We start from the raw sequence: 10,293 nt of genomic DNA, 5'->3' as shown, positions 1-10,293 counted from the left end.
CGCAGCACCAGCTCCACCAGAACCGATTTCGGCATCTGTTCTAGGTCTTCTCGCGTCGGGGGAATAGCTGGTAGCTGCTCAATCATTCTTCTACGCTACCTGGCTTCTCCCAATTGTCAACCCCTCCACCTGAATGCTTACAGTTTTCCTTTTTTCGGTTTTTTATGCGGTGCGGAGATTTTCACTTCTCCGATGTATCCTGCATCTCCTTGAAAATTTTGACTTGGACTAAATTTATGCCGTTGAGATTTCCATAATTTTAGATCGTTGATGGGTCCCGGATAGCCGATCGCTAGATCGACAAGTTCTCGACCATCTTCAGTAATAATTAATTGATTTTTAAAAGTATGTCCGCCTTTGTACCCCGAATAATATTTTTTCTGTTCTTTTGAGTTTTGGGGTCTTTCTCGATACTGTTGAGAGCTATCTACGATTAATTCTTGCTCTGACAATATTTCTTCAATCCAAGACCACTCATCATCTTTTTTTTGGATTTGTTCCATCAAGCTAGCTGGCAATAGGTCTTGTAAAATCTTCACCCAATAATGAAAAATATCATTGGCGGTCGATTCACTCACTCCAAATTGAATTCCTAAAAACTGAAACGTGGGATATTGATGTAAGTAAATTAAAGTCAATAGTAATTCTTGCTTGACAGATAACGATCGACGGCGACCTCCTCCAGCTCGAATCAGCCTTGGACGAGAACGTTGTTTTTCTTCATGAAGTTTTTGGGCGCTCCTCAGCAAATCTAAAAATTGCATCTCCGAGATGCCGATTAATCTTTTTGTTTCTTTAGGGTGGCGATCGAGATATTCTTCTAGATTCGTCATGGACGGCAAAGTCTCGTAACAAAAATAAAATTATACGACATAACAAACGGCAAAAAATATATTTCGGAGATGTCTAATAGACCTCCTGCATGAATAACAAAACTGTGTAATTGGTAACCATTACCAGTTACTTAATTCGGTCAAAGAATAGTCGATTGCTCGATTGTTGAACTCCAAACTGGCACAGACAAAATGATTTGTGCAGGAGGTCTAATAATCCAAAACTGATGTTAGTTAATCTCGATGTCAACTGGGATAATCGCTGAGGCGATCGTAATATTCATCAGGGTCGATCGCTATTGGAAGGGTCGAAAGTTCTTCCCCATTTTCTAGGGCAGCTTGTTGGGAAGATATCCCGAGTTTTTCTCGTTGTTGGCGCTCGAATTTGGCGTTGTCTCGGTCGTGTCTTAATTTCCAATCGGACCAAGTTTCACCATATTTGTCGAGCCATTCTCGATCTCGTCGCTCGAACCGCTGGATTTCTTCATATTTTTGTAACTCCATGGCGATCGTATCGGTGAAGTCCATTCCCCGTTCGATCATCTCCCGAGCCACTTCGGGTTTGAGAGTTCCATCTTTTTGGAAACGTTCTTTATCGAAATCACTCCAAAAATCCCAAGCTTCTGCCATTTGAAACACCTCTAAAAAACACTGCTAAGTCGTCGGACACAATTGTGAGAGTAAGGGAACGGGGGACGGGGAGACAAGGGGACAAGGGAGATGAATTTTCCCTACACCCCACACCCATTGGTGAAAGGTTAATATTCACTTTGTCAACTTTCCAATAATCTACCGAAAACCCGGAGTCGGGGGTCTCCCCCCAACCCTCCGCTTCGCTTCGCCCTCCCGCGTTCGGGACCCAACGCCTCCCCCAACCCCCCTGCGTACAAGAGTCAGATCGTGGAAGAGCTGAGTTTGTAAGGGGTTGAGCTATTCGATTTAGTCAACTTGACATCTGGCAAAATTGCTTAACCTTTCACCAATGCCCCACACCCCATACCCTTGACAAGTGGCACACAAGCAAAACCCCCTCACCAATGGGGAATGCTTTTCACAATTGCTCCGTTCGCGAAGCGTCTCATGCAGGAGAATTGCTCGTCAAGTATCAGCTGTCAGCCGCCAGCCGTCAATAGCGAGCGCGCTGAATACTTCACGTTATTTTAGCAAGGTCAGCATGGGGTCGCAGCGCGATCGGACCAAGGTCTGGAAAAAATAGCCAACTGACCGATAGGCAAACCCTTTGGTCGCAAGGACGATCGGATCGAAACCCCTCGCGAGGAATCCTGGTGACCCTCACGTTCAAGCACTTCGATACTCGATTGGGAGAATGGATACACACCGATGGCAATCGGGACAATCCCGAGAGTCTCCTGGTCGAAACCTTAGACAACACCCTTCTCGAAGTCTACCTCCCCAATCTCGAATTTAGTTTCGGACACATCGACGAAAAAAGCACCCCCGCCGACCTGCACCGCCACCCCTCCGGGCAGGTTTTGTTACTCTCGAGTAAATCGCGAATGCTGTTCGGTCCCCCCGAAGCCCTCGACACCATCGAGACCCTGTGTCCGGACAAAAAAGACCGAGGGGCCTACGGCAGCATCTTCCTAGGAGCGTGCCACAATGCGATCGCCCGAGAACTCAACGTTCTAGTGGTAGACGACAAAACTGGAGCTAATGGCGGTCTCCTTCCCGACGACGTGGCGTGGCGGCAAGTGGGAGACTGTCACGGGAAATGTTCTCCCGCTCTAGCGCGGGAGTTAAGCGACACCACCGAACACGTAATTCAGCACCGGATGGCGCTGCCCGAGGAAATGCGATTTGCCAAAGGAACCCTCGCCCCCAAAGATTTAACCCAACTCCCCAGCCGACATCCAGATACCCCGATCGATCTGATTGTCCCCACCTCCAGCTTCAAAGGGGGAGATAAGAAAAACCACCCCATCGAACCGGGGCTTCACACCACCACCGTTTGGCTCGGAGAAAAAGACCGCTCCAAAGAAGGAACCGTGGCGATTTCCCAAGTTCACGCCTCTTTTCCTACAGGCATCAAAGACTATTTGCGCTCGTTGGAAGCTCAAGCCCAGATACTCCACGATCGACAAAAAGACCCGCGAAAGCTTGCCGAATATTACTGCGAGCAGCACGAGAAGCGCCAAGCTTTGGCCTCGGAAACTCCAGAAGAACAGCCCGACCCGATCGTCTACCGCATCATCAAAGCCGACCTCGAAAGCGGACACGGGCAACTGCTCGAAAGTCCGAAAGTGCAAGGGGAACTCAACCGCTTCGTCCAAAATCGATGGAAAGAGATAGCCATCGGTAAAACCATCGAGTTCGATCGAGGCTTAATTATCCCGTCCAAAGACCTCAAACACGGGGAAATCTGCGTTCCCAGTTTGTCCGAGGGGGAAGAAGTTCTCAACTTTCGCTCTCCCCTGCTCAACTCCAACGGGATGTGCGTTTCCCTCAACAAATACGTCGATGATGCCCTGGCTCCCAACGGCAAGCCTCTGACGGGGGTTATCGTCGTCAACGATGAAGACCGCAACCGGATTCAAGCTCGCCTCGATGCCCTCAAAGCCCAGGGAATTGAAACCGACGAAAGGGTTCCGGTGGAAACGGAATCCGAACGCCAGGGACGAGATTACGACGGTGACTGCATCGGCGTGGCGCGGGCGTTGGATTTTCAAGGGTTGAGTGCCGAAGCCAAATTTCGTAACCGACCGGAGAATGCCTACGCGCCGGTGGAGAAAGCCGAAAAAGTCTCCTTTCCCGAAGCGATGTCTTTTGAAGAAATTGCCATCTTCATGAGCGATGGGATTTCCGTCGGTGTCATTAACAACCACGCGACTGCCATCGAAGCGTTGGAGTCGGAAATCGACCTGTTGCGAGAATCTGGAACCGAAAGCGATCGCATTGAATACGTGGGACAGGTGGGAGCGCACTACCACAAGCTCCTGCAATCGGATGCCGAGAACGAACCGATATCCGAATCCTATCGAGAGCGGGCAAGCCAGATTGCCGACATAGCTCGGGGCGACCTCAACCCAGAAGCAATCGATCGCGCCTTAACTCTCAACCGCAGCATCTACCACGACTTGGTGGGGGAAGCGGCTAAGGAAAATCAAAAGGCGGTCGATATCTTCAAATCCAACAATCCTCCCGACTTAGGGAAGATTCGCCAGAACGATCGCTTGCTCTACCGCATCCCTAACTATATCCGCGACAAGAAGCAAGCGGGGGTTTACAGCGCACCCGATCGCACCCTTGCCACCCCCGGATACTCTCCGGTGGAGTTGATGGTGCGTCAAGCCAATGGATATTTCCAAGCGGCTGCCCTAGAACCTCGTCCCATGCAGCAGTTCCGCGATTTATTTCCCGACGACTACACCCCGGCGCAAAAACAAGCGGTGGTTGCAGCCAAACACGAGTTCGATCGACGCTTCAATCTCGCCGCCGCATACAACACCAAACTCAAAACCGAGAAAGGACCCGTGCTGAAAGTGACGACCGCACGAGGGACGCAATTCGAGGTGACGAACTTAACTCGGTTCGATGCCATCGACACCCTGGCCGGTCGAAACCTCGACATCAAATTGGTGGAAAATCGAAAGTACTCCAAATTCCCCCACCGGCTTCTGGCTTTAGCGAAAACCGATACCGGTCGGTACGAACCCCTCGGAACCGTCTGCGAAATGGCTCTCGAACGAGAGGGACTCCACGCCAATTTGGAAACTCGCAACGCCCAAACCCAACTGAGCGCTTCGGTCACCGAAAAACAAGTCAAGTTGATGTTTGTCGGGGTGCGAGAATTTGCTGTTGAGTTTCGCCAATCCCTCCGAGAAGCCGAACGTCCCCGGTACGCAGCGGCAGCGTGGCACTTAGCCACCACCGTCGAAAGTCAGCGGAGTGGGGGACAACCCTACAAAACCAGCAACTTCGTCTTTGCTGCCTTCGGGGAAGAAATTCTCGGGCAACTGGGAACGCTGCAATTGAGAACGTGCGTTGCCACAGGTATCCAACACGATGAGAACCAGCTCCCCGACGAGACTTGGCAGGACGGTCGCCCCCTCAATCTCGAAATTGGCGTTAATTCCGATCCGGACTCGCAGCGCTACGGCAAACCCGTCATCCTCATCGAAGACCCGTCAGACCGGCAGTACAAAGAATTTGGACTCCTCAACCAACATAACGCCCAGCTTCCCATCGGCACTAGAGCCAGTGCCACGATCGCTGCCGACCCTCCTGCCACGGCGACGCTTTCCCTCGACGGCGACGATTGGACTTGGATTGTCGGACACACATCGGTGACGGCTCCACCTCGAAGCGATGCAGCGATTTCAATGGCTTTTGGAGCGGGTTTAGAAGATTTGCAGCGGGCGATCGAGATGGCGCACACTTCCGAAGTTTCGGCGGTATCGGCATTTAAATCTTCGAGGGAGGAGTTGGCTGCTGTGGGGGACTCTCAAATTAAACTGGCTCCCGAACCACCACCGCCAGAAGTTGGAGCGACGGCCCAGAGCGCTTGCCCTTCTATTGGTGAAACTGAAGCTAGCGACCGTTCGAGAAGGCTCGCAGCAACGCCTGCTCCCCCTGCTCCCCCAGCTTCCCCCGCTCCCCCCACTCCCCCAGCTCCCCTCGCTCACCAAACCCGTGTCGATCGCAATCTTGAATATAGCTATACGACAGCTCGGGGAGGACTCGAACGAGTCGCATATAGGGAGACACCCTCTCTTGAGAGCGTATCGGAAGTCAAAAGTCCCCCAAAGCCCGAGAAGTCCCAGACCCAACCGCCATCCGTTCCTTCGTTTTTACCGGAGAAATTACCCATGAGCGATCGCCTCTCACCCTCAATTGGTCAACAAGTTCAGCAACAGCGGACCCAATTCGTCGCCGACGTGGTGGCTCGCACCCTAGATCTTGTGGGTCGGCACGAGCATTCCGGAGATGAGTACGCAGCGAAGTGGAATGCTCAGACGGGGGAGTTGACCCTCTTGGCAGCGGGAGAAGATACGCCTCGCATGGTGGCCAAGCTTGAGGAGGGACGATGGAAAGCAACCCTTGGCTGCCGCCTGAGTGAAGAAGACCGACAGTTTTTTGAAGACCTCTCTCCCAAATTAGAGCACTTGGAGGAGAGGCAGCGACAACAAAAGTCTTCGGGAATCGAGCAATAGCGATAAGTGGCGATTCGCCGTTGGCGCAGCCGCCCCCAAAGAGCTAGGCGACGCTTCGCGAACGCATCTAATTTACTCACATTACTGTGCCGCATATTTCTGGAGATCGAGCAGTTCGCTCATGGAGGCTCGTAATGTTGGCGCGGGGCGGATGGCGAGGATTGCTTCTGGGCTAGCCGTTCGACAATTTGGGTTTCGTCTCGCTCGCCAGTGTTGTCTGGGGGGTGAGTTTCTCAATGGCGCGATCGAGGGCTTCTGGGAGGAGATCGCTTAATTGTTGCAGTTTTTCGCCAATGCGATCGCGGACTTCTAAGGTAATTTGCATTTTGTTCTTTGAGGGAAGCTCAGATTAGCGATCGTGTATTTTTTCCCCTAGCGGGGGAGAAGAGAGATGTCTAATTGCCTGAAATTCTGAAGCTGGCGTTCTCAATCAAATCGCCCTTGCCGAGCGAGTGGATGGAGAGCCTGAAAGCTAGAGAAAATCAAAGACCATCAAGTTTGAACTCTATCATTGGCCACATGTTTGCGATCGGAACATCATGACCACAAATCAAACCGCAGCTACCAACCAGGGGTATAACGGCTGGACAAATTACGAAACCTGGGCTGTTTCCCTTTGGCTCGACACAGACGATCCATCTGACATCATCGAACGAGTCAAAGAAGACTACGAAGACGACAAAGAGCAATGGGCTGACGAAATCGCGAAAAAGCTTGAGTCTTGGGTTGACGAACGCAATCCCATTTCCGATAACTCGCTCTATTCTGATTTGCTCAATGCCTCACTCTCCGAAGTGAACTGGCTCGAAATTGCCGAACACTATCTAGAAGAGTAATTCAACTCGCTAGGCACGAGAGGTAAAGCCGCGCGTTCCGAATGGAGTTGTTGCGTCCTAGTCTCGGTCAAGTCTCTTCAAATCCTGGGCATCCAAGAGACGAGCCTAGCCCTAAATTCGCCACATTATTTTAATGTCAGTTTTGATGGGGCCGTCTTGCCGGGATGCCGACTCGAATGGGATGTTCGGGCGGTCGGCCAGCCAATAGAAAGCGAAGCGACAAAACTGGGTACATCTGGTCGCTGGGGAGGAAAGTACTCCATTCCCCGTTCCGGAGTTCCCCATTCCGAATTCTCCTTTTCCGAATTCTGAATTCTCCCTTCCCCACCCTTACCTGAAACAGTCTTATTCAAAACTGACGTTATTTTAGGGAAGTTAACCATCATGAGACTTGCCAAAGCTCACTGTCGCCTCGGTCGCAAATATTCCCAATTTCACTGCTCGTTAATGGCAGATTTAGAGCAAATTCACAGACATCGAGATTTGCCTGCTGACGGAATGGGTTATCCCACGCTATCGGAATGCGCGATCGCCCTAACATCAGTACAGCTAGAATTCAAACTTCTTCAGATTCTTCGGTGGAGGGAGTTACATCTTCCCCTGGCAGAAGGGCTTCAAGTTTTCTCATTAACGTTTCCACCTTCCGCCACGTTTTAGCATCCTCCCAAAGTCGGGCCCGATCGATCCGCTCGCTTAAGGTTTGCCATTGCTTTTTGGGCGTGGCGGGTTCGGGTGAGGTTCGAGGGCGTTGACTGCCGATGCGCTCTTTGATTTGAGAAAGAGATAAGTTTTGGGCGATGGCTTCTTCTAAGAGTTGCTGGCGTTCTCCGTCCTCTTTGACCCGAGCGATCGCTTTGGCTTTCGTGTAGGCAATTTGTCCGCAACGCAAGGCTTCGAGAATCTCTTCGGGTAATTTGAGCAGGGGCAGTCGATTGGCGATAAAAGACTCCCAGGTCATTCCGACCGACTCGAAGACCGATTCGACCTGTTGGCGTTCGTTAGTTATAACGTTATCACTATCGCTGGATTTTTGGTTTCTCAGCCGGTAGAGAAGTGTCGGAATCTCGCCGGAGTCCATCTTTAACTCCAGTCCGAGCAAAGCGATAATCCCTTCGGTTTCTTCAATCGGATTTAAGTCTTCCCGTTCGAGGTTTTCCACCAAAGCTAGGATGAGCGCTTCGGAATCCGAGAGCTCGCGGACGATGGCGGGAACCGAATCCCAGCCGAGGGCGCTCGCCGCTCGGTATCGGCGCTCTCCTGCCACGAGCTCGTACTTTCCTCGGGCAATCGGTCGCACGAGTAGCGGTTCTAAAAGTCCATGCTTTTGAAGGGATTGCGTCAATTGCTTTTGCTTGCCTCGATCGAAGTAGCGTCGGGGTTGGGAAGGCGGTAAAACGATGTCGGAAATGGCGAGGGTTGAGTCGGCCTGTGCTGGTAAATCTGCCAAGTAAGACCCAACCGTGCGTCGTTTAGCCACAGAGTTCGATCGCCTCCAAAAATAATGCTTGATAGTCAGCCGCAGCAGCGCGAGCGGCAGTCCCCGAGAGTCCGAACACCGTCGCATTTTGAATCGGTGCGTCAGCCAGACACTGCCGTTGGTAAACAATCGGAGATAGTAAAGGAAATCGAGAATCGGCTGCTAGAGCATTTTGGGCTTCCTTTAACAGGACTGTTCCTTTCGTCGCACGACTCAGAAATAGTCCGGCTTTCGGTTGACCCCCTCGGATTTTTTGTCGGTGGCGAATCACTTGCAGAACTTTACTGCTGCTACTGAGATCGAGTCCTGAAGGCTGACAGGGAACTAGGGCGGCATCCACTGCATCCAGAATGGCTTTAGTCGCTTCGCTCAGACTTCCGGGACCATCGACAACCACCCAATCGTATTCCCGCGCGGCCTGTTCGATCGCCTCAAATAACTCTTCTGGGTCGAGGAGAGCGCGATGGGGAATCTCGGGGGATTCGATTTGGGCAATCCACAAAGAACTCGATCGTTGAGAATCGGCATCAATCAGAAGTACCGAGCCGCGTTGATGGAGCCACCAGGCCAGATGAACGGCAGTTGTACTTTTGCCAACTCCCCCTTTTTGATTGACGATGCCGATAACGCTCACTCAATTTTGGCTCGAAAGACTACCTCTCATCATCCAAGAAAAAGGTCGAGTTCACAAGTTCTCAAATTCAGCGACCCGGATATAGATGCAGGGCTGTTTCATTAAACTTGGCCACATTTGATTTTGGGCACGCTTGAGAGTTCACACAAAAGTCCAAGTCAAAAAAACATTTTCTGCGATCGCATCACCTCTCCACCCTTCAAACATCCTGAACCCGAACGGGCATCGACGGGTTGTTCGTAAGCATTCAGCCATCAGTAGTCAGCGGTCGCGCTTGTGTCTAGTCGAAAAAACTGGATTTTTTTTGAACAGGTTCATGTGCCACAGAGCATGAATGACCTCCGTGGTCAGAACACCGTCCGCATTTATGGGAACGGTGTTGTCTTCAAAACCCGATCGCCGATCGCTGATAGCTGAGTGCTGAATACTTACGGTTGTTCCTCTACATCCCGAGGGGCTAGCGCCCAGGAGGAGTGACAAATTCCGTGTGGAGGACGCACGATAATGGACAAAAATTACAAAACAGAAGACCTCAGCAAATACTTGACCAAACAACCCAAACGCAAAACTGTTGCTAAGTCTTCAAGCTCCAAACCTTCTTTTAATAAAGCTCAAGATTGGAGCAATCCCGGATACTCGAACTAAAACTTAAAAGCCCAGATGTTTGGGAACTAACACCTGGACTCTATAACCACTACCTATATTGCCACATTCACCAAAGTGTGGCAATTTTTTTCTCTCTGGCTCGGTGAAGGCGAGCAGTCTTGAAAAGTGCGCACACACTTAACCCGAACGACTTCTCCCAATTTCAACCGAATGCGGTCTTTTTTGCAAAATGGCAGCGCGAACTTCAAGATACCCCATGTCGGGACGACCGTAACGATAAAGCTGGTCTAAAGTTAAGTGCAAGCGATCTCGAGCGTAGGCGACTTTCTGCTCTGGCGTCGCTGCCGCCAGAGGAACGGAAGTGCCATCATCGTCGATCTCAAAATTATCGAGGTTTTGTCCGGTTTGAACTCCAAGCAAACGTCGGAGTCCGCGATCGATGGCACGAGATTGTTGCCTTGTAAAACAGGAAGACATGACCAACACAATGAAAAATTAAAAATCAAAGAGCAATATCGATTCGGGTTAGAGATACCTACTCTCGGTGGAGAACGAGTATGTATAGCAGTCGCCACTCAAGGCGCGGACACTCCTGAATTTTTCCCAGGGTCTTTCTCCCCCAGCTCACATCCACCGGAATCTAAAAAACCTTCACTTGAAAGGCTCCCCAGGTCCCCCAGCAACGCCTGCTCACCCTCGCGATGTCAAACACGAGCTTGAATACTATATATATGCA

The 10,293-nt window shown here is 51.1% G+C and carries 8 protein-coding genes; 2 read left to right on the top strand and 6 right to left on the bottom strand.

From position 1 onward, the window contains the following. Positions 1–137 precede the first annotated feature (137 nt). Both AC2215_RS21205 and AC2215_RS21200 read right to left on the bottom strand, forming a co-directional pair. Positions 138–833 (bottom strand): transposase, encoded by a 696-nt coding sequence (locus AC2215_RS21205; RefSeq protein WP_486812005.1) that lies wholly within the window; start codon positions 831–833, stop codon positions 138–140. A 246-nt stretch (positions 834–1,079) separates the two neighbouring features. Continuing rightward, positions 1,080–1,463 (bottom strand): hypothetical protein, encoded by a 384-nt coding sequence (locus AC2215_RS21200; RefSeq protein ID WP_486812004.1) that lies wholly within the window; start codon positions 1,461–1,463, stop codon positions 1,080–1,082. Positions 1,464–2,119: 656 nt separating this feature from the next. On the opposite strand from AC2215_RS21200, the gene AC2215_RS21195 reads away from it, so the two are divergent. Beyond that, the gene (locus AC2215_RS21195) at positions 2,120–6,004 is read left to right on the top strand and encodes a hypothetical protein (RefSeq protein ID WP_486812003.1); all 3,885 of its coding nucleotides are present in this window, start codon (positions 2,120–2,122) and stop codon (positions 6,002–6,004) included. Between the two features lie 172 nt (positions 6,005–6,176). Here AC2215_RS21195 and AC2215_RS21190 read toward each other — a convergent pair whose 3' ends face one another. Continuing rightward, on the bottom strand, positions 6,177–6,329 hold the full coding sequence (locus AC2215_RS21190; protein ID WP_486812002.1) for a hypothetical protein: 153 nt from the start codon (positions 6,327–6,329) through the stop codon (positions 6,177–6,179). Positions 6,330–6,543: 214 nt separating this feature from the next. Here AC2215_RS21190 and AC2215_RS21185 point away from each other — a divergent pair, with 214 nt between their 5' ends. Then, positions 6,544–6,840 (top strand): DUF7249 family protein, encoded by a 297-nt coding sequence (locus AC2215_RS21185; protein WP_486812001.1) that lies wholly within the window; start codon positions 6,544–6,546, stop codon positions 6,838–6,840. A 556-nt stretch (positions 6,841–7,396) separates the two neighbouring features. On the opposite strand, the gene AC2215_RS21180 is transcribed toward AC2215_RS21185, so the two are convergent. From AC2215_RS21180 to AC2215_RS21170, 3 genes are all read right to left on the bottom strand, one after another. After that, entirely contained in the window at positions 7,397–8,317 is a 921-nt protein-coding gene (locus AC2215_RS21180; RefSeq protein WP_486812000.1) for a ParB/RepB/Spo0J family partition protein, read from the bottom strand. Then, complete coding sequence (locus tag AC2215_RS21175; RefSeq protein ID WP_486811999.1) at positions 8,310–8,951, bottom strand: AAA family ATPase; 642 nt, start codon at positions 8,949–8,951, stop codon at positions 8,310–8,312. The genes AC2215_RS21180 and AC2215_RS21175 overlap by 8 nt, the downstream gene beginning before the upstream one ends. A 783-nt stretch (positions 8,952–9,734) precedes the next feature. After that, entirely contained in the window at positions 9,735–10,034 is a 300-nt protein-coding gene (locus tag AC2215_RS21170; protein ID WP_486811998.1) for a hypothetical protein, read from the bottom strand. Between the last annotated feature and the right edge of the window lie 259 nt (positions 10,035–10,293).

The sequence above is a fragment of the Zarconia sp. genome, from assembly GCF_057467645.1.
The sequence above is the reverse complement of the archived record's forward strand: the minus strand, read 5'-3'. Positions and strand labels throughout refer to the sequence as shown.